At 59.3% G+C, this 17,551-nt stretch carries 17 protein-coding genes; 6 read left to right on the top strand and 11 right to left on the bottom strand.

Annotated elements, in window-relative coordinates; all coding sequences use genetic code 11:
• Positions 1–6: 6 nt before the first annotated feature.
• Entirely contained in the window at positions 7–426 is a 420-nt protein-coding gene (locus tag IHQ71_RS07545; RefSeq protein ID WP_258161329.1) for a RidA family protein, read from the bottom strand.
• A gap of 262 nt (positions 427–688) precedes the next feature.
• On the opposite strand from IHQ71_RS07545, the gene IHQ71_RS07540 reads away from it, so the two are divergent.
• On the top strand, positions 689–1,918 hold the full coding sequence (locus tag IHQ71_RS07540) for an NAD(P)/FAD-dependent oxidoreductase (protein WP_258161328.1): 1,230 nt from the start codon (positions 689–691) through the stop codon (positions 1,916–1,918).
• On the opposite strand, the gene argE is transcribed toward IHQ71_RS07540, so the two are convergent.
• Positions 1,915–3,069 (bottom strand): acetylornithine deacetylase, encoded by a 1,155-nt coding sequence (gene argE / locus IHQ71_RS07535; protein ID WP_258161327.1) that lies wholly within the window; start codon positions 3,067–3,069, stop codon positions 1,915–1,917. The genes IHQ71_RS07540 and argE overlap by 4 nt on opposite strands.
• Before the next feature lie 447 nt (positions 3,070–3,516).
• On the opposite strand from argE, the gene IHQ71_RS07530 reads away from it, so the two are divergent.
• A complete protein-coding gene (locus tag IHQ71_RS07530; RefSeq protein WP_258161326.1) occupies positions 3,517–4,611 on the top strand; it encodes a porin in 1,095 nt (364 codons plus the stop codon).
• 273 nt (positions 4,612–4,884) lie between these two features.
• Here the strand turns inward: IHQ71_RS07530 and ppk2 are convergent, their stop codons facing one another.
• From ppk2 to napE, 8 genes are all read right to left on the bottom strand, one after another.
• A complete protein-coding gene (ppk2, locus tag IHQ71_RS07525) occupies positions 4,885–5,691 on the bottom strand; it encodes a polyphosphate kinase 2 (protein ID WP_258162768.1) in 807 nt (268 codons plus the stop codon).
• Between the two features lie 303 nt (positions 5,692–5,994).
• A complete protein-coding gene (locus IHQ71_RS07520; RefSeq protein ID WP_258161325.1) occupies positions 5,995–6,471 on the bottom strand; it encodes a histidine kinase in 477 nt (158 codons plus the stop codon).
• Between the two features lie 383 nt (positions 6,472–6,854).
• Positions 6,855–7,544, bottom strand: coding sequence for a NapC/NirT family cytochrome c (locus IHQ71_RS07515; protein WP_308737927.1), 690 nt, complete (start codon positions 7,542–7,544; stop codon positions 6,855–6,857).
• Complete coding sequence (locus IHQ71_RS07510) at positions 7,541–8,047, bottom strand: nitrate reductase cytochrome c-type subunit (RefSeq protein ID WP_258161324.1); 507 nt, start codon at positions 8,045–8,047, stop codon at positions 7,541–7,543. The genes IHQ71_RS07515 and IHQ71_RS07510 overlap by 4 nt, the downstream gene beginning before the upstream one ends.
• Entirely contained in the window at positions 8,017–10,521 is a 2,505-nt protein-coding gene (gene napA / locus IHQ71_RS07505; protein ID WP_258161323.1) for a periplasmic nitrate reductase subunit alpha, read from the bottom strand. Before napA ends, IHQ71_RS07510 begins: the two co-directional genes overlap by 31 nt.
• Positions 10,518–10,781: a chaperone NapD gene (locus IHQ71_RS07500; RefSeq protein WP_258161322.1), complete on the bottom strand. Its 264-nt coding sequence runs from the start codon at positions 10,779–10,781 to the stop codon at positions 10,518–10,520. The genes napA and IHQ71_RS07500 overlap by 4 nt, the downstream gene beginning before the upstream one ends.
• Positions 10,774–11,274, bottom strand: a complete 501-nt coding sequence (locus tag IHQ71_RS07495; protein ID WP_258161320.1) for a ferredoxin-type protein NapF — start codon at positions 11,272–11,274, stop codon at positions 10,774–10,776. Before IHQ71_RS07495 ends, IHQ71_RS07500 begins: the two co-directional genes overlap by 8 nt.
• 6 nt (positions 11,275–11,280) lie before the next feature.
• Positions 11,281–11,439 carry a periplasmic nitrate reductase, NapE protein gene (gene napE, locus IHQ71_RS07490; RefSeq protein WP_374990008.1) on the bottom strand — a complete coding sequence of 53 codons (159 nt, stop codon included), beginning with the start codon at positions 11,437–11,439 and terminating at the stop codon, positions 11,281–11,283.
• Between the two features lie 501 nt (positions 11,440–11,940).
• Here napE and arcD point away from each other — a divergent pair.
• Genes arcD through arcC form a run of 4 tightly spaced genes read left to right on the top strand, consistent with a single transcriptional unit; the run spans position 11,941 to position 16,680 of the window.
• Positions 11,941–13,413 carry an arginine-ornithine antiporter gene (arcD, locus tag IHQ71_RS07485; RefSeq protein ID WP_258161318.1) on the top strand — a complete coding sequence of 491 codons (1,473 nt, stop codon included), beginning with the start codon at positions 11,941–11,943 and terminating at the stop codon, positions 13,411–13,413.
• A gap of 54 nt (positions 13,414–13,467) precedes the next feature.
• Complete coding sequence (gene arcA / locus IHQ71_RS07480) at positions 13,468–14,697, top strand: arginine deiminase (protein ID WP_258161317.1); 1,230 nt, start codon at positions 13,468–13,470, stop codon at positions 14,695–14,697.
• Between the two features lie 40 nt (positions 14,698–14,737).
• A complete protein-coding gene (locus tag IHQ71_RS07475) occupies positions 14,738–15,742 on the top strand; it encodes an ornithine carbamoyltransferase (RefSeq protein WP_258161316.1) in 1,005 nt (334 codons plus the stop codon).
• A gap of 2 nt (positions 15,743–15,744) precedes the next feature.
• Complete coding sequence (arcC, locus tag IHQ71_RS07470; protein WP_258161315.1) at positions 15,745–16,680, top strand: carbamate kinase; 936 nt, start codon at positions 15,745–15,747, stop codon at positions 16,678–16,680.
• Between the two features lie 253 nt (positions 16,681–16,933).
• Here the strand turns inward: arcC and IHQ71_RS07465 are convergent, their stop codons facing one another.
• Positions 16,934–17,503, bottom strand: a complete 570-nt coding sequence (locus IHQ71_RS07465; RefSeq protein WP_258161314.1) for a tyrosine-protein phosphatase — start codon at positions 17,501–17,503, stop codon at positions 16,934–16,936.
• Between the last annotated feature and the right edge of the window lie 48 nt (positions 17,504–17,551).

The following is a 17,551-nucleotide window of genomic DNA, read 5'->3' as shown; positions in this document are numbered from 1 at the left end:
GCCACCTCACGCATCCGGGATAACCGCCGTCACGTCGACCTCGACCAGCCATTCCGGCCGGGCGAGCGCCGAGATCACTACGCCGGTTGAAACCGGAAACACGCCCTTGAGCCATTTGCCGATCACGCGGTAGACCGCCTCGCGGTAGCGCGGATCGACCAGGTAGATGGTGATCTTGCAGATATGGGAGAGTTCGGAGCCGGCCTCCTCAAGCAGCATCTTGATATTGGCCATGGCCTGCTCGGTCTGCGCGACGATATCGCCGATCCCGACATTCTCCGCCGTGTCGAGGTTCTGGCCGATCTGGCCGCGCACGAACACCATGGTGCCCTTGGCGACGACCACCTGGCAGAGGTCGTTGTCGAGTTTCTGTTCCAGGTAGGTGTCCCTGGTGTTGAACATCCGGATGCGTTTGTGGGTGGGCATGATTATTCCATTCCGACGTGAACATGGTTCGACAGAGGCCATTGGAGCCACATTCGATCCAATAAGGAAAGAAGACTTTCCGTGGATTTTGCATCGGGAATTCCGAACCAATCAATCGATTGGTTAGGCCGGGCACTACATCAAGATATCCAAAGCAAGAGCGATATAAATCATTATTTCCCGAACCAAGAGCTTCGACTAGACATTTTCCTGCACCTGCAAGTCCGGGCGCAATGTCTGAGTTCGAGCAGGGAGCCGGCCTATGACGGTTGAAAAAGTCGACACGCTCATCGTCGGTGGCGGCCAGGCGGGGCTCGCGGCGAGCGAGCACCTGTCAAACAACAAGGTGCCCCACCTGCTTGTCGAGCGGAGCCGGATTGCCGAGCGCTGGCGCAGCGAGCGGTGGGATTCGCTGGTTGCCAATGGTCCCGCCTGGCATGACCGCTTTCCCACCATGGAATTTGCCGACCTGGATCCCGACAGCTTCGCCCCGCGCGACAGAATCGTCGGCTATTTCGAGGCCTTTGCCGAGCAGATCGCAGCACCGATCCGTTGCGGCGTCGAGGTCACGTCGCTCACCCGACTAGAGGACGGCTCGGGCTTTCGCGCCGAGACCTCGCAAGGCGTGATCGAAGCGAAAAACGTGATTGCCGCGACGGGACCGTTCCAGAAGCCCATCATTCCCGTCCTCGTGCCGGCCGAGACCGCGATCCTGCAGATCCATTCCGCCGCCTATCGCAATCCCGACCAGCTGCCTGATGGAGCCGTGATGGTGATCGGCGCCGGCTCATCGGGCACCCAGATCGCCGACGAACTGGCGCGTGCGGGACGGAAAGTCTATCTCTCGGTCGGGCCGCACAACCGGCCGCCGCGAGCCTATCGCGGGCGCGATTTCGTCTGGTGGCTGGGTGCGCTCGGGCATTGGGATGTCAAGACTTATGACCCTGCGCTGGAACATGTGACGATCGCGGTCAGCGGTGCGCGTGGCGGCCATACCGTGGATTTCCGCAAACTTGCCGCCGGGGGTATCACCCTGGTTGGGCGCGCGGAGACTTATGAAAACGGCGTGATGCGTTTCGCGCCGGATCTGGCGAAAAACATTGCGGCTGGCGACGCGGACTACCTCTCCGTGCTTGATGCCGCCGACGCGTATGCCGTCCGTGAGGGACTGGATTTTCCAGAGGAGCCTGAAGCCCGTATTATCGGGCCAGCGCCCGAATGCGCGATCAATCCCGTGCTCGAACTCGATTTCGCCAAGGCGGGGATCACATCGATCATCTGGGCAACGGGCTATGCGCTGGATTTCAGCTGGCTGAAGGTCGGCGATTTCGATGCGAAAGGCCGCCCGTTTCACAAGGATGGCGTCTCCCCCGTCCCCGGCCTCTATTTCGTCGGCCTGTCATGGCTGTCGCGCCGGGCCTCGGCCTTCATCTGGGGCGCATGGGGCGATGCCAAGAACGTCGCCGAGCACATCGCGGCACGGAGCCGTTAATCCGCCCTCAGCGTATCGGTCACACGCAGCAGCATGCTGCGGCATTCCTCCATCTGCTGGATGCTGACGAACTCGTCGGGCTTGTGACCCTGGTCCATGCTGCCGGGCCCGCAAACGATAACGGTGGTGCCGAGCACTTCCTGAAACAGCCCTCCCTCGGTGCCGAAGGCAACCTTGATGCGGTTGGACTGGCCGGACAAGGTGATCGCCCGCTCCGCCACAGCGCCCGCCTCGTCGGTGCCGAGACCGGGATATTCGTTGAAGATATCGAGTCTGATCTCGGCGTCCGAAAACTGGCTTTTCGATTTTGAAACAATGGCTTCGGCGCGATCGAAGAACTGATCCATGATCGACTTCGGATCATCGCCCGCGATGTTGCGGATCTCGAACAGCATCTCGCAATTGTCTGGCACGATGTTGAGCGCCGTGCCACCCTTGATGACGCCGGCATGCAGCGTCGTATAGGGCACGTCGTAGTCATCGTCGCGGCGCCCGGTACGCTCGATCTCGGCCTGCATCTCGCGAATGCTGGTCAGCAAGTCGGATGCAAGATGGATTGCGTTGAGGCCAGTGGGCGCCAGGGCGGAATGTGCCGCGTGGCCCTTGCAGGTGGCGCGGATGCCGGTCTTGCCCTTGTGGCCGGTGGCGACCTGCATCGAGGTCGGTTCGCCGATCAGCACCCATTCGGGCCGTATGCCGGCGGCCGAGAGCTCGGTCAGCATCGGGCGAACGCCGACGCAGCCGATCTCCTCGTCATAGGAGAAGGCGACATGCAGCGGGCGCGCCAGATCCTCATCCTTGGCGGCCACCAGCGCTTCGATCGCGCATGCGACAAAACCCTTCATGTCGGCGGCACCACGGGCAAACAGCCGGTCCTCGCGCCGTGTCAGTCGGAAGGGATCGCTGGTCCACGCCTGGCCCTCGACCGGCACGACATCAGTATGGCCGGAAAGCACCACGCCGCCGTTTTTATGCGGGCCGACGGTCGCAAACAGCGACGCCCGGTCACCATCCTGATGCGGGTAGAGCTCGGCCTCGATGCCGGCGCCACTCAGGAAATCGGCGATGTAGCGGATAAGCTCGATATTGCCATCGCGACTGACGGTCGGGAAGGCGATGAGGCGGTCGAATATTTCGTAAACGTGGGTCATGTCAAATCGTGTTCATCATCGGAATCGAGGGGTTGGGCGGGCGGCCGCTGTCGGCCGTGGCGGATGGTGATGATATGCAGCTTCGAATCCAGGCGCAATCGTCGCCAGACATCCTGGCTCAGTCCCACTGTGCTGTTACAACACAAATCCGTTTGCGGTTGAAAGCGATCGGTAATTCCGTTCGAGGGTGCAATGTTGGACGGGTCTGGTGTTGCGACGGTGGCGGACAGCTTCTTGCCTTGGTGCGGGTCAGCTCTGTTGGTTAGTTGCACAAGCGCAACTGTTACATCGTATATTAGAGCCCGTGACCGGAGGGTGACTCAATTCCGTTTGGCCACCGCGCCGTTTGGGCAGTAGATTCTTGAACGCGGAGTGTGAGATTCCAGGCCGGTGGGAAGCCTCTCTGTTCCAGCCTATTCCGAATGCTCAATCGAGGGGACCAATAGCATGAACATCAAGAGCCTTCTTCTCGGCTCCGCCGCTGCTCTGGCGGTTGTCTCCAGCGCCCAGGCGGCCGACGCGGTCGTTGCCGCCGAGCCGGAACCGATGGAATATGTCCGCGTCTGCGATGCCTACGGCACCGGCTTCTTCTACATCCCGGGCACCGAAACCTGCCTGAAGATCGGCGGTCAGTTGCGCTATGAAAAGCGCTTCGACTCCGGCGGCACAGAAAAGTATGACCGCGCTGGTCTGCCCACCGGCAACTTTACGAAGGATTCCTATGACAACCATACGCGCCTGCGTCTGGACACTGAAGCCAAGAATGACTCCGAATGGGGCACTGTGTTCAGCTGGTTTCGTATCCAGGCCGACTCCGTGAACAACGGTGAAAACATCTATGGCGAAGGCAATAACAGCTACCTGACCTACTACTACTATTTCGGCATCGGTGGCTTCGAATTCGGCAACTACGACAGCTTGTGGGCGAAGTTCATGGGCGACGGCAGCCGCACCGACGACGGCAGCATCTACTCGACCGATTTCAACTATCCGGACTCACGCCAGTATGTGAGCTACACGGCTGACTTCGGCAGCATAAAGGCCTTCATCTCGCTCGATAACGATGCCGACGAGTTCTACAAGCCGGAAGATCATGACGGCGACGGCGTCGCCGGCAAGCGTGGTCGCCAGTACCTGCCGGATATCTCCGGTGGTTTCATGGGCACGTGGGGCAATTATCAGGCCGGTGCGGCGATTGCCTATGACGAATCCGATGAATCCTTTGCGTTCAAGAAGGTATTCAAGGCCGATATCGACAAGTACGGCTTCACTTTCTACGGCCTTTATTCGAACAGCTCGGAAAATATCTACTTCGCCTATGATGGCTTCAGCGCCATCGCCAGCTTCTCGGCCCAGGTTACCGAAAGCGTCTATGTCGCCAAGGACATCCAGTGGTTCGACAATGGCGACTGGCGCCTGGTCGGCGATGTCAACTGGCAGGTTGCCTCGGGCTTTTCGCTTCTGGCCGAAGCCATCTACTTCAACCCGGACAAGGGCTCCGACACCAAGACTGGCATGCTGCGCTTCCAGCGCGACTTCTGATCGTTGTAACGCTGGACGAACAGTGGCCATTCGTGGCCCTGTTCGCTGCGTTGACGGCGCAGCCTCGGTGCGGCGTCACATGGGGTGTCTGATCGATGCGTTCCTGAATGAAGGCACGGTGCGCAACATGGCGGCGCCTCTCACCCGACATAACCACCGACAACACCTTGCCGCAGGTCATCGGAAAGTGCTTGCGTGATCAGATGCCGACGTCTTCCGGCCAGCATCTGAATCCCAGGTCAGCAACAGGGAATCCCTTAGAGATTCCGTAGTCTATCGTGCGTTCTCCAGCACGTCCGGAACCAGGTTTCGGGGAGTTATGTCGGTGACGAAGTCGTCGGGACGTTTTTGACGTTTCCCGAATACGGGTTTGTCGAACGGGACGTGCTCATACGGTATCGACTTCAGAATGTGGGAGATGCAGTTTATCCGCGCCCGCTTCTTGTCGTTCGACGGAACGATCCACCATGGCGCTTGCCTTGTATCGGTCGCGGTGATCATCTCGTCATACGCACGCGTGTAATCCCACCAGCGGTTATACGATTCGACGTCCATCGGGCTCAGCTTCCATTGCCGAAGGGGGTCTTCAACCCGCTGCCGGAAACGCTTTTCCTGTTCCTCTTCGCTCACGTCGAGGAAGTATTTGAGCAAAATTATGCCGCTCTCGACAATTGCAGCCTCAAAACGGGGTGCGACTTCAAGAAATCTGCGCGCCTTCTTTTCGCTGCAGAAGCCCATGACGCGTTCCACTCCGGGGCGATTGTACCAGGAGCGATCGAAGATCACGATCTCGCCTCCGGCCGGCAGGTGTTGAAGGTAACGTTGTATATAAATCTGGCTTCTTTCTCGATCGCCCGGTGCAGGCAATGCGACGACCCGGAAAACCCGCGGGCTCACCCTCTCAGTCAAACGCTTGATAACGCCACCCTTGCCGGCGGCATCGCGACCTTCAAAAATGATAACGACGCGTGCGCCGGTTTTCTTGACCCAAGCCTGGAGGTGCGAAAGCTCGACCTGCAGCCGTTTCAGCTCCTTGTCGTACCATTTCCCCTTGGATCCGGTGTTGGGTTCCGCGGACATCGTGGCCGCTTTCTCGTTCTTCTTGCCCATTTTTTCCTCTCTTTCCGATTTCTAATCGATGGTAAAGCGAATGAAGAAAAAGCCATCTGCGGTGACAGGACCTGGTGGCTTGGCAGTTGGACTGCTTGTTCAAGTTGCGCACGGCGCAAAGCAGCGGTGTCGGTGGCATTCAGGCCATCTTCTACAACTCGTCGCAACCATCGGCCAAGCGAACGTGCCCACGACGTCAAAAACGTCGGCTGCGCTTCCATCAAAGCATGAAACGCTCCCGTTCACGCTCATCCGCATATGGCGAATTGGACGCTATTTTGCCTCAGGGGCCCAATTCAGGAAGAAGCCCACGTCGCCAGGTATGCCTTCGGGAAAGGTGACGATCATGGCCTTGAGCTTATAGCCTTGCGGCTTGGCCAGGTTGACGTAGCGCTCATAGAACTGCTTGGCCTTTCCAAGGAGCGTTTCGGTCCATTGCGGGTCCCCACTGTTTATGGCTCTGCCACTATCGCTGCAGAGGTCGGAGGGAAAGCTGTAGACCATGGCCTCGTACTTGCCGTTCTTGGCCGCATCGAGGACGATGCGCCGAACCATCGCGATCTCGTCGTCGCTCACTTGATCCTTCAAGAAGCTATCGGTGAACTTCGTCAGTTCCTCATGCTTCCGGGCACGGAGTTGGTCCTCCTTGGCGAGCGCATCCATTTGCTCCTTCAGAAGATTCATTCGAAGTTGTTCAGCGCTTATGGGTACAGCGCCTCTGTCGATAGCACTATCTTTGGTCCTGTCCATTTTCCTGTCCTCCCGAACAACGATTGACTCATGACGGTTCCAATGAAGCTCTGCTAATCAAGCATGGGTATTACATTGTCTGTCGTACCTAGCCGTCAAAATTTCTGCGAAAAATGAAGCTGCGCGCGCCGGTGCGCGCCATGGATTTCGCCCCCGATGCAGCAGGACAGCTGGAAATCTCAAGTAGGTTGTACAATGCCACGTGTCTGCATCCTCGTCAAATTCGCAGTGCACTTGCGTCCAAGCTCCGCAGTTCTTTCAGCCCTCTTGCCAGCCTCCCGGCGATAGGGTCAAATTCTTGTTCGCACGCCAACTCGGTTCGAAATCTCCCAAATTTCCGAGGCGGCCCTGGGTGCTGTCTTTCTTCGTCGATCGTTCCTCGCCTATTGCTGAGGCTCGCCCAGATAGCTTGACAACGCATGGACTTCCGACCAGTGCAGCGATGATACGTCCGTTGCTTCAGCCGGCATTTTCCAACCCGGCTCGACACCTCTCATGTCGGGTAGCTCATGCGCGATACCCTTGTGGCAGTCGATGCAGGTCGCCTTGCCGGGCAGTAGATATCTGGTGTGAATGTCGGCGGCCCTCTGCGTCTGTTTGGATAAATCCATGGCGACCGTGGAGTGGCAATTGCGGCATTCGAGGCTGTCATTGGCCTTCAATCTCGCCCATTCGTTCTGAGCGAGTGCAAGGCGGTGTTTCAGAAATTTCTCCCGCGTGTCGATGGTGCCAAATATCTTACCCCAGACTTCTTTGGACGCTTGCATCTTCCGGGCGATCTTGCGTGTCCACTCGTGCGGCACATGGCAATCGGGACAACTGGCGCGCACGCCTGAGCGGTTGGAAAAATGAACTGTGCGACCGAGTTCCTCGAATACGTTGTCGCGCATTTCGTGACAGGATGTACAGAAGGTTTCAGTGTTGGTGACCTCGAGCGCGGTATTGAACGCGCCCCAAAAAATGACGCCACCGACAAAGCCACCAAGCGTCAGGAAGCCGAGCCCGAGCGTCGTCGCCGGCCTTGTCAGGATTCCCCATGCCCATTGAAAGAGTGATTTTATCCACCTGATCATTGCTCGCTTCCAGTCGGCCGGAACCCGAGTTCGCTCATGTCTTTGAACGTGTTTTCCACCAGCGGTTTGATGTCGGCCTGAGGCACATGGCAAGCGGTGCAGAAATATCGCCGGGGTGCAACGTCGGCGAGCATCTGCGCCCTGCGCGTCATGAAATGCGTAACGCTGATCATCGGTGCGCCCGAAATCTCCGTGAACTCGCGTTTGTGACAAGAGAGACAACGATTGGTGTTGATCGTCAGCTGGTAGCCCTCGATAGAATGAGGGATGATCGGGGGCTGCTCCGGATAAGCCCGCATGCGACGCTGGTCATCAACGACCCATTTTGGAAAGTAGCCCGGATCGACGTCCTGCATCGGATCAGTGTTTCCTGAGAGTTGGGGAACACGTCGGTCGACCATCTGCGCGACGGCGACCGTGGTGGTAAAAAGCGCAAGGGCGACGGCGACGACGCCCCAGACCTGACGTGAGATCAGGCGACGGGAAGAATCTTGACCGCGCATTTTTTGAAATCCGTCTGTTTGGAGATGGGATCGGTGGCGTCGAGCGTCACCTTGTTGATCAACTGGCTCGCATCGAACCACGGCACGAAGATCAGGCCCTTCGGCATCCGGTTGCGGCCACGGATATCGATCCGCGAGCGTATTTCTCCACGCCGCGAGACGATCCGCACCTCCGCACCCTGGTTGATGCCGCGCGTGCGCGCGTCTTCAGGATTCATGAAGCAGCGTGCGCCGGGGAAGGCCCTATAGAGTTCGGGAACGCGCATCGTCATCGAGCCGGAGTGCCAATGCTCGAGCACTCTCCCGGTCACAAGCCAGAAATCGAACTCCTCGTCGGGCGATTCAGCAGGCGGTTCATATGGCACGGAAAGAATCACCGCGCGACCGTCCTTCTGACCATAGAACTTCAACCCCTCGCCAGGTTTCACATAGGGGTCATATCCCTCGCGATATCGCCACCGCGTTTCCTCTCCGTTCACGACGGGCCACCGCAGCCCGCGTACCGTATGGTACTTGTCATATGGCGCGAGATCGTGGCCATGACCACGCCCGAATTCCGCATATTCTTCGAACAGTCCCTTCTGGATATAGAACCCGAAATCCTTGGCCTCGAGGTTTGCGTATTCCGGCGACACCTCGCTCGCTGGAAAACGGTCGACATTGCCGTTCTGGAAGAGCACCTCATAGAGCGTCTTGCCCTTGTAAGCAGGATTGGCGTCGAGAATGTCCTTGGTCCAGACCTCGTCGGTCGTGAAGCGCTTGGAGAATTCCACCAGTTGCCAGAGGTCGGAACGGGCGGCTCCCGGCGCGTCCACCAATTGATGCCAGACATGAGTGCGCCGCTCGGCATTGCCATACGCACCTTCTTTTTCCACCCACATCGCGGCGGGCAGGATGAGATCGGCGCTCATCGCCGTGACTGTCGGATAGACGTCCGAAACTACAATGAAGTTGTCCGGGTTGCGGTAGCCCTTATAGGTCTCGTTGCTGGTATTGGGGGCGGCCTGGACGTTGTTGTTGCATTGTACCCAATAGAAATTCAACTTGCCGTCATGCAGCATCCGATCCTGCAGGACCGCGTGATAGCCTGGCTTGTCGGGCAGCAATCCGTGCGGCAGTTTCCAGATTTCCTCGGCATGCTTGCGATGTTCCGGATTGGTCACCACCATGTCGGCGGGTAGGCGATGGGCGAACGTGCCGACCTCGCGCGCTGTGCCGCAGGCCGATGGTTGGCCGGTGAGCGAGAACGGGCTGTTGCCCGGCTCTGATATCTTCCCGGTCAGAAGATGAAGATTGTAGACCATCTGATTGGCCCAGACGCCGCGGACATGCTGGTTGAAGCCCATCGTCCAAAGCGACATCACCTTGATCTTGGGATCGGCGTAGAGTTCGGCCAATTGCTTGAGGAAAGCCGTGTCAGCGCCCGTCATCTCGGCGGTTTTTTCCAGAGTGTATTCGGACACCTGCGCCTTGAAGGCCTCGAAATCGATCGGGGTCATCTTGTCGGCCGTTGCGACCCCTGTCGCGTTCAGCTCCAGCGGATTATCCGGCCTGAGCCCGTAACCAATGTCTGTCGTACCCTTCATGAACTTCGTATGCTTGTCGACGAAGTCCTGGTTCACCTTACCGTTTTCGATGATGTAGTTTGCGATGTAGTTGAGGATCGCGAGGTCCGTGCCTGGCTTGAAGATGATCGGAACGTCGGCGAGATCCATGCTGCGGTGGGTGAACGTCGAAAGCACCGCTACCTTCACATGCTCGTGTCCGAGTCTCCGATCGGCAATGCGCGTCCAGAGGATCGGGTGCATCTCTGCCATGTTGGAGCCCCAGAGCACGAAGGCATCCGCATGCTCGAAATCGTCATAACAGCCCATCGGCTCGTCCATGCCGAAGGTGCGCATGAAGGCGACGGCAGCCGAGGCCATGCAGTGTCGGGCATTCGGGTCGAGATTGTTGGAACGGAAGCCCGCGCGCATCAATTTGGTGGCTGCATAGCCTTCGAAGATCGTCCACTGTCCGGAGCCAAACATGCCAACAGCCGTCGGTCCCTTCGCCTTGAGAACCCGCTTGCACTGTTCGGCCATCACGTCGAAGGCTTCGTCCCAGCTGACTGGCTCGAACTCGCCGTCCTTGTCATAGATGCCGCCGGTCTTGCGAAGCAGGGGTACGGTAAGGCGATCCTTGCCATACATGATCTTCGACAGGAAATAGCCCTTCACGCAGTTGAGACCGCGGTTGACCTCCGCCTCCATGTCGCCGTGGGTGGCGACCACCTGGCCAGCCTTCACCCCGACCATTACGCCGCAGCCCGTGCCGCAGAAGCGGCAGGGTGCTTTGGACCACTTGATCTCAACCGCCTCGACCCCACCCGCGATCGATTGGGCGGCGGCAGGCAATGCGATCCCGGCCGTTGACGCGGCCACCGCAGCGGCATGCGCCTTCAGCAGCTGGCGGCGGGTAAGCTCGATCGTCATGTCGCAATCTCCTGCTGAATCGCCTGTTCAAACACCATGTTGGCGGAAAGAACCCCCGCCATCGCCGATATTTCAATCAAGGTGTCTCCGAGCGCACCCAAGCAGTCGCCCTCGATCACCACCACAATCTTGCTGCCGCCGACCGCATGAACCTCCACGCCCGGCAAGAGGTCGATCGTCTCTGCCACCGCCGCTGCCCGGTCGGGATGGGCCATCACGATTGCGCTTGAGACGTGCCAGAAATCCCGGGCGTCAGACATGCTCGAGCTCCCTTGAAACGGCTGACAATCCAATCGCCTGGACGGGACAGACAGACAGACAAGCGCCGCACCCGGTGCAACAGGCTGCGTCGAGGACGGGTTGGAATGGCATGCCGCGCAATGGCACGAAATGGATCGCGGTCTCCGGGCAGGCGTCTCTGCAGGATTGGCAGTCAACAGCGTTCAGGGCCAGGCAGCGATCCTGGATGTTGGCGACGTGATCAAAGTGAATTGCGTGGGCCATGGTGAACACGGCCTCCGGACATCGCGCGCTACATTCGCCGCAAAAGGTGCATTCACCCCGGGAGAAATCGACCCGAGGCCGACCACTCTCCAAGAGGATAATTTTCTGGGGGCAGCCGGCGACGCACTGACCGCAACCCGAGCATGTCGAAATGCTCTCCGCCGTCGCGCCAGGCGGCAGAACGCCCTGTGGTCGGCTCTCACCCGGGCCAAACAGGAAACCGCGTCTCGTTGCTGCCGAACCAAGCATGGACTTCTAGCCTCCATGCGGGCCAGGAGGCCCGTTGAGAATCTGGTAGAACCACACGAGAAAGCCGTATCCGCCCACGACGCCAACCGCGACGATCGGCCAAATGCCAAACGCGAGCACGAAAAAGGTCGCCAACTCGCGCAGCCGGCGTCTGCGGAGGTCGATAGGCGCGCCAGATTCGCTCTTGCCGTCCACATCGTCCTCCCAGGTACTCAGAAAGGCATACACATCGCTAGGCGTAAGGGCTGAATGCCTCTGCGGTTTAAAACTCGATGGGCATCTCAAGGCAAAGCGTTGCGGTTAACTCTTGGCTAGCCCAAACTCAACCAAAACCATCTAATCCTTATGACCACGCAATTACCACGTAAATTACAGTAACACGTTACAGTAACGTGCTTGAAAGTTTGGGAACACGGCGGTATCCCAAACCAACGGGCATGTGACGGCAGCATAAGATTACAAGAACAGTTGAGACAATGCGCTGCATACAATGGATGGGCGCACCGCGCAGCGTATTCTCAACACACGCTGAACAAGAAACTTAGCACCGAAAACCACAATGACGTCGTTCGCCGCGGCCTAGCTTTGTAGTGGCTGTCGCGCTGTGAATTTCGTCGGTTCCGCATGGCCTTCACATACCAATCTCCACAAACGTCAGGTGATATCATGGCTGTTGTTGTTGATCAGGAATTGGTGGCAGAAAAGAAATCGGACAAGCTCACGCTGATACCACTGACTGCGCTGGTGGTCGGCTCGATGATCGGTGGCGGCGTCTTCAACCTTCCCTCCGACATGTCGCGCGGCGCATCGCCGGGCGCGATCATCATCGGCTGGATTATCACCGGCATCGGCATGCTGATGCTCGCTTTCGTCTATCAGTCGCTCGCCGTGCGCAAGCCTGACCTCAACGCCGGCCCTTACGCCTACGCCAAGGCGGGCTTTGGAGCTTTCGTGGGCTTCAACAGTGCCTGGGGCTACTGGCTCAGCGCCTTCCTCGGCAACGTTGCCTATGCGGTGGCAATTTTCTCCGCCCTGTCCTTCTTTGTGCCGACCTTTGGCGACGGCAACAACCTGATCTCCATCGCCGGTGCCTCGATCTGCCTGTGGCTCGTGCACTTTCTCGTGCTCCAGGGCGTGAAGGGCGCTGCCTTCATCAATATCGTCACCACGGTTGCGAAGCTCGTGCCGCTGCTGCTGTTCGTGATTATCGCAATCATCGCCTTCAACTGGGACAAGTTCACCTTCAATTTCTGGGGCCAGCCGTCGGGCGCCGAGGGCGATACCGGGCTCGGAAGCATCGTCAACCAGGTCAAGAGCACCATGCTGGTGACGCTCTGGGTGTTCATCGGCATCGAGGGCGCCAGCGTCTATTCCGCACGTGCGGCCAATCGTTCGGATGTCGGCCGGGCAACGGTCATCGGCTTCATCGGTGCGCTCGGCATCTATATCCTGGTGTCGCTGATCTCGACCGGCGTGCTCACCCAGACCGAGCTTGCGGGGCTCAAGGTCCCGTCGATGGCCGGCGTACTCGAGCCGCTGATCGGCTATTGGGGCGCGGCGATGATCAATCTCGGCCTGATGGTCTCGGTCGGCGGAGCCTTCCTGTCATGGACGCTGCTCTGTGCGGAAATTCCCTACACATGCGGCAAGGATGGCACGTTCCCGCGCTGGTTTGCGAGCGAGAACGCCAACGGTTCGCCCGTCAACGCGCTGTGGGCGACCAACATCCTGATCCAGGTCTTCCTGATCCTCAGCTTCTTCTCGAAGAGCGCCTATCAGTTCTTCTACTTCATCGCGTCGGTCGCCATTCTGCCGCCCTATGTTTTTTCAGGCGGCTATGCGCTGAAGCTCGCCCTGAGCGGAGAGACTTACACCGGCGGCACGGGACGCAGCCGCGACCTGATCGTCGGCCTGGTCGCCACGCTCTATGGCCTGTGGCTGGTCTACGCGGCGGGGCTCACCTACCTGCTGATGTGCACGATCCTCTTCGTCCCCGGCATCCTTGTCTACGTCCTGGCGCGGCGGGAGCACGGCGAAAAGGTATTCACCGGCGCCGAGGCCCTGATTGCCGTCGTCATAACCCTGCTTGCAGTGATAGCGGCCTATCTCCTCATTACAGGCAAGATCAGCCCGCTCTGACCGAGCTGGACCGACATATTCTTGAAGATTCCAGTGACCAGTGGAGGAGCTAACGTGCCTAAATTTGGTGTTCATTCGGAAGTCGGCAAACTCAGGACGGTGATGGTGTGCAGGCCGTCGCTCGCCCACGAGCGCCTCACCCCAGGCAACTGCCACGATCTATTGTTCGACGATGTCATCTGGGTCCACGAGGCCCAGAAAGACCACTATGATTTCGTGCTGAAGATGCAGGAACGAGGCGTCGAAGTCCTGGAGATGCATGACCTGCTGGCCGAGACCGTCGCAGATCCGGAAGCACGCAAGTTCGTGCTCGACAGGCGGATCACGGACAATGCGCTTGGCATGCATGTCGTGGACACCGTCCGCCCGTGGTTGGACGGGGTGCCCGCCAACCAGCTTGCGGACCTTCTGATCGGCGGTATCGCCAATAACGATCTCCCGGAATCCAAGACGAAGAGCATGCTGTTCGAAGCCTTTGGCGCGTCGGGGTTCGTTACGCCGCCCATTCCCAACACGCTGTTTCAGCGCGATCCGTCGTGCTGGATCTATAATGGTGTGACGGTCAACCCGATGTTCTGGCCGGCGCGGCGCCCCGAAACGTTGATCCAGCGGGCGATCTACAAGTTCCACCCGATGTTCAAGGGCGGCGATTTCAAGATCTGGTGGGGGGATTCTGACGAGCAATATGCGACGTCGACAATGGAAGGCGGCGACGTCATGCCAATCGGCAAGGGCAATGTGCTGATCGGCATGGGCGAGCGCACCACCTATCAGGCCGTCAGCCAGGTCGCCAGTTCGCTGTTCAAGAACAAGGCCGCGGATCGCGTGATCGGCTGCCTGATGCCGAAGAGCCGCGCTGCCATGCATCTCGATACCGTCTTCAGCTTCTGCGATCGCGATCTCGTGACGCTGTTCCGCGACGTCGTCGATCAGATACGCTGCTATAGCCTCTACCCGACCGACGACAAAGGTGGCTTCGAGATCCGGGAGGACAAGAAGCCGATGCTCGAAGTGGTCGCCGAGGCTCTTGGCCTCAAGAAACTACGTACGGTGGGGACGGGCGGCGATGCCTATGAAGCCGAACGCGAGCAGTGGGACGACGGCAATAACGTCGTGGCGCTCGAGCCAGGCGTCGTGGTTGCCTACGACCGCAACACCCATACCAACACGCTTCTTCGCAAGGCCGGCATTGAAGTGATCACCATCCGCGGCGCCGAGCTCGGACGCGGTCGCGGTGGCGGCCATTGCATGACCTGCCCGATTTCGCGGGATCCAGCTTACTGACGGCCAAAACCGAAACACGTGAAAAATCTGGAGAAGCATCATGAGTCTGAACCTTCGCAATCGTTCGCTGCTGACCGTCCAGGACTATACGCCGCGGGAATTCCGCTTCCTGCTCGACCTCGGCCGTGATCTCAAGCGTGCGAAATACGCCCGCACCGAGCAGCAACACCTCAAGGGCAAGGAAATCTGCCTGATCTTCGAAAAGACCTCGACCCGCACACGCTGTGCTTTCGAGGTCGCCTGCTCCGACCAGGGCGCCAATGTCACCTATCTCGATCCGGCCGGCTCGCAGATCGGCCACAAGGAGTCCTTCAAGGATACCGCCCGGGTGCTCGGCCGCATGTACGACGCGATCGAGTATCGCGGCGCTGCCCAGCACGGCGTGGAAACATTGGCGAAATGGGCGGGCGTTCCGGTCTACAACGGCTTGACGGACGAGTATCACCCCACCCAGATGCTCGCCGACGTCATGACCATGCGGGAGTTCAGCGACAAGCCGATCAGCGACATCAAGTATGCCTATGTCGGCGATACACACTCGAACATGGGTCATTCGTTGCTGATCGTCGGCTGCCTGATGGGCATGGACGTTCGCATTTGCGGCCCGAAATCCCTCTGGCCTGCAGACGAATACATGAAGATTGCAAAAGGACTAGCAAAAGCATCCGGCGCCCGTCTGACGGTCACAGATGACCCCAAAGCCGCGGTCAAAGACGTTGATTTCATTCACACCGACGTCTGGGTATCGATGGGAGAACCAAAGGAAGTCTGGAAGGAGCGCATCAAGCTGCTGACGCCCTACCAGGTCAACCCTGCGCTCATGAAGGCCAGCGGCAATCCGCAGGTCAAGTTCATGCATTGCCTGCCGGCGTTCCACGATACCGAAACCACGCTGGGCAAACAGATCGCTACCGACTACGGCATGAAGAACGGCCTCGAGGTGACGAATGATGTCTTCGAATCCGAGGCCAATGTCGCGTTCGAGCAGGCCGAAAACAGGCTGCATTCGATCAAGGCCCTTCTCGTCGCCACGCTGGGGGATTGATCATGCGTATCGTTATCGCATTGGGCGGCAACGCGCTCCTGAAACGCGGCGAGCCCATGACGGCGGAGGCCCAGCGCAGGAACATCCGCGTTGCTGCGGAAGCGATCGCGCCGATCGCACAGGAACATCAGGTGGTGATTACCCATGGCAACGGGCCGCAAGTCGGCCTTCTTGCCCTGCAGGGCGCCGCATACAAGCCCGACGAGGCCTATCCACTCGACGTGCTAGGTGCCGAGACTGAAGGCATGATCGGCTACATGCTGGAACAGGAACTCGGCAATCTCCTGCCTTTCGAGGTGCCTTTCGCCACGCTCTTGACGATGGTCGAGGTCGATGGTGACGACCCGGGCTTCAAGAATCCAACCAAGTTCGTCGGGCCCGTCTATGAAAAAGCCGATGCAGACCGGCTCGCGGGCGAAAAGAGCTGGGTCTTCAAGCAGGATGGGCAGAAGTGGCGGCGCGTCGTGCCGTCGCCCTTGCCCAAACGCATCTTCGAGATCAGGCCGGTGCGCTGGATGCTCGAAAAGGGTGCGGTGGTCATTTGCGCCGGCGGCGGCGGCATCCCGACGATGTACGAGAAGGGTGCCGACCGAAAGCTCAGGGGTGTCGAGGCTGTCATCGACAAGGATCTCTGCTCCGAGCTCCTTGCCCGCGAACTGGAAGCCGACCTCTACATCATGGCTACCGATGCGGACGCCGTGTTCATTGACTGGGGTAAGCCGAACCAGAAGGCGATCCACAAGACCAGCCCCGAGGCGATCGGCAAGTATTCCTTCCCCGCCGGCTCCATGGGGCCGAAGGTGGATGCCGCCTGCCAGTTCGCCAAGGCAACCGGCAAGGCCGCCGCAATCGGCTCGCTGGCCGATATTCCAAGGATCGTCAAGCAGGAGCGCGGCACGATCATCAGCACGAGCTACACCGATATCAGCTGGCATTGAACGTCCCGGCCATGGAGTTGGGCAGCGGGTGCGACGATGGTTGAATTGAAGGAACCTGTCTTCCCTCTCCTTGGCTGGCGCGTGCTCAGGATTGGACCAACGCCGGATGTGCCAACGCCTCCAGGGATGGCGCCGGACGCCGCCGTCCATTGACCGAGGTGACACCGCATGTGACGCGGAACAAATGGCCGTCGATCGGCGATCGACGGACGCACGACACGACATGGCGGCTAGCGCCAAACGAACGACTTCTTCACAGAAACCCCGTCGCCTCTATGCCGCTTTTGTCCTCGAACTTCTCCCAGCTCTCGTCCATGGCCTGGGTGCCGGTCAGCCAGGAAATGCCGAAATGGCCGAAATAGGGTGAGAGCTGGAGTTCGGCGATGTCCTCGTTGATGCCGGCGATCTGCTGGAGGTAGAGGACGGCGGCGAAGCCGGATCGGTCGGCGCCGCCCTCGCAGTGGATGAGCAGCGGCTTGGGCGCGTCGCGCATCATCGTCACCAGTTGCTTGGTCTCTTCGAGCGTGAGTTCCTTGAGCGCCGACATCTTGAAGTCGATGTGGCGGACGCCGAGGCGCGTCGTGGCGCCGACCTCGTCCTGGTACCATTGGCGATGGCTTTCGCCCCTGAGATTGAGCACCGTCTTGATCTTGTAGCGCTCGATCACGTCAGCGAAGCCGCTGCCCGAAAGCTGGCCGGAGCGGTAGAATTGCCCGGCGATGACCTCGTGCACGTTGCCGGTGAGGTATTGCAGACCGAGCCAGGTGCTCGCCCCTACGAGTAGCATGACGGTCAAGATAGCGATGCGACGCAGCCGTTTCATCGGGCGGAGGGCTCCATTTTCCGGGCCAGTTAGCGCCGGTGACCCACC

Source organism: Rhizobium sp. TH2 (assembly GCF_024707525.1).
Taxonomy (GTDB): domain Bacteria; phylum Pseudomonadota; class Alphaproteobacteria; order Rhizobiales; family Rhizobiaceae; genus Rhizobium_E.
The sequence above is the reverse complement of the archived record's forward strand: the minus strand, read 5'-3'. Positions and strand labels throughout refer to the sequence as shown.